The organism is Variovorax sp. efr-133-TYG-130, from assembly GCF_030208835.1.
Taxonomy (GTDB): Bacteria; Pseudomonadota; Gammaproteobacteria; order Burkholderiales; family Burkholderiaceae_C; genus Variovorax.
Genome location: NZ_JARVTD010000056.1, coordinates 1 through 2,624, shown reverse-complemented (window position 1 = coordinate 2,624; position 2,624 = coordinate 1). Strand labels below are relative to the sequence as shown.

Here is a 2,624-nt window from a genome sequence, read left to right as displayed (position 1 = left end):
TTTAATAAACAGTCGCAGCGGCCTGGTATCTTCGACCGGCATGAGCTTACGGAGCAAGTCCTTCACCCTCACCGGCGCACCTTCTCCCGAAGTTACGGTGCCATTTTGCCTAGTTCCTTCACCCGAGTTCTCTCAAGCGCCTTGGTATTCTCTACCCAACCACCTGTGTCGGTTTGGGGTACGGTTCCTGGTTATCTGAAGCTTAGAAGCTTTTCTTGGAAGCATGGCATCAACCACTTCGTCACCTAAAAGGTAACTCGTCATCAGCTCTCGGCCTTAAGATCCCGGATTTACCTAAGATCTCAGCCTACCACCTTAAACTTGGACAACCAACGCCAAGCTGGCCTAGCCTTCTCCGTCCCTCCATCGCAATAACCAGAAGTACAGGAATATTAACCTGTTTTCCATCGACTACGCTTTTCAGCCTCGCCTTAGGGACCGACTAACCCTGCGTCGATTAACGTTGCGCAGGAAACCTTGGTCTTTCGGCGTGGGTGTTTTTCACACCCATTGTCGTTACTCATGTCAGCATTCGCACTTCTGATACCTCCAGCAAGCTTCTCAACTCACCTTCACAGGCTTACAGAACGCTCCTCTACCGCATCACTTACGTGATACCCGTAGCTTCGGTGTATGGTTTGAGCCCCGTTACATCTTCCGCGCAGGCCGACTCGACTAGTGAGCTATTACGCTTTCTTTAAAGGGTGGCTGCTTCTAAGCCAACCTCCTAGCTGTCTAAGCCTTCCCACATCGTTTCCCACTTAACCATAACTTTGGGACCTTAGCTGACGGTCTGGGTTGTTTCCCTTTTCACGACGGACGTTAGCACCCGCCGTGTGTCTCCCATGCTCGGCACTTGTAGGTATTCGGAGTTTGCATCGGTTTGGTAAGTCGGGATGACCCCCTAGCCGAAACAGTGCTCTACCCCCTACAGTGATACATGAGGCGCTACCTAAATAGCTTTCGAGGAGAACCAGCTATCTCCGAGCTTGATTAGCCTTTCACTCCGATCCACAGGTCATCCGCTAACTTTTCAACGGTAGTCGGTTCGGTCCTCCAGTTAGTGTTACCCAACCTTCAACCTGCCCATGGATAGATCGCCCGGTTTCGGGTCTATTCCCAGCGACTAGACGCCCTATTAAGACTCGCTTTCGCTACGCCTCCCCTATTCGGTTAAGCTCGCCACTGAAAATAAGTCGCTGACCCATTATACAAAAGGTACGCAGTCACCCAACAAAGTGGGCTCCCACTGCTTGTACGCATACGGTTTCAGGATCTATTTCACTCCCCTCTCCGGGGTTCTTTTCGCCTTTCCCTCACGGTACTAGTTCACTATCGGTCAGTCAGTAGTATTTAGCCTTGGAGGATGGTCCCCCCATATTCAGACAAAGTTTCTCGTGCTCCGTCCTACTCGATTTCATGACTAAGAGACTTTCGCGTACAGGGCTATCACCCACTATGGCCGCACTTTCCAGAGCGTTCCGCTAATCTCAAAGCCACTTAAGGGCTAGTCCCCGTTCGCTCGCCACTACTAAGGGAATCTCGGTTGATTTCTTTTCCTCAGGGTACTTAGATGTTTCAGTTCCCCTGGTTCGCCTCTTGCACCTATGTATTCAGTACAAGATAACCATCTTATGATGGCTGGGTTCCCCCATTCAGACATCTCCGGATCAAAGTCTGTTTGCCGACTCCCCGAAGCTTTTCGCAGGCTACCACGTCTTTCATCGCCTCTGACTGCCAAGGCATCCACCGTATGCGCTTCTTCACTTGACCATATAACCCCAAGCAATCTGGTTATACTGTGAAGACGACATTCGCCGAAAATTCGAATTTCTCAATTAAGAGAACTCACAAATTTTACCTTAGCCTGATCCGTTACCAGTGAAAGTAACGTTCAGTCTATCTTTCTATCACATACCCAAATTTTTAAAGAACGAACTAGTCAAAGACTAGAAATCAACATTCACCATCCAACCGATGGAATGCTCATTTCTAAGCTCTTACTTCAGAAGCAGTAGTGGTGGAGCCAAGCGGGATCGAACCGCTGACCTCCTGCGTGCAAGGCAGGCGCTCTCCCAGCTGAGCTATGGCCCCGTATTTCTACAGGCGTTTCCCACACAAAATTGGTGGGTCTGGGCAGATTCGAACTGCCGACCTCACCCTTATCAGGGGTGCGCTCTAACCAACTGAGCTACAGACCCAATTTCGGGCTGCTTCTATCGTCTTCTTCAATGAATCAAGCAATTCGTGTGGGAACTTATGGAGCAGCTGATGTCGTCGATTAAGGAGGTGATCCAGCCGCAGGTTCCCCTACGGCTACCTTGTTACGACTTCACCCCAGTCATGAATCACACCGTGGTAACCGTCCTCCCGAAGGTTAGACTAGCTACTTCTGGTGCAACCCACTCCCATGGTGTGACGGGCGGTGTGTACAAGGCCCGGGAACGTATTCACCGCGACATTCTGATTCGCGATTACTAGCGATTCCGACTTCACGCAGTCGAGTTGCAGACTGCGATCCGGACTACGATCGGTTTTATGGGATTAGCTCCACCTCGCGGCTTGGCAACCCTTTGTACCGACCATTGTAGCACGTGTGTAGCCCAGGCCGTAAGGGCCATGAT

Annotated in this window: 2 tRNA genes and 2 rRNA genes; all 4 read right to left on the bottom strand. The window is 50.7% G+C overall.

Annotated features, from left to right (window positions below):
* Positions 1-1,773 (bottom strand): 23S ribosomal RNA (locus tag QRN67_RS32810); the annotation flags it as partial.
* A 245-nt stretch (positions 1,774-2,018) separates the two neighbouring features.
* Positions 2,019-2,094, bottom strand: a tRNA-Ala gene (locus QRN67_RS32805).
* 30 nt (positions 2,095-2,124) lie between these two features.
* Positions 2,125-2,201: transfer RNA gene (locus QRN67_RS32800), tRNA-Ile, on the bottom strand.
* A gap of 81 nt (positions 2,202-2,282) precedes the next feature.
* Positions 2,283-2,624, bottom strand: a 16S ribosomal RNA gene (locus tag QRN67_RS32795); the annotation flags it as partial.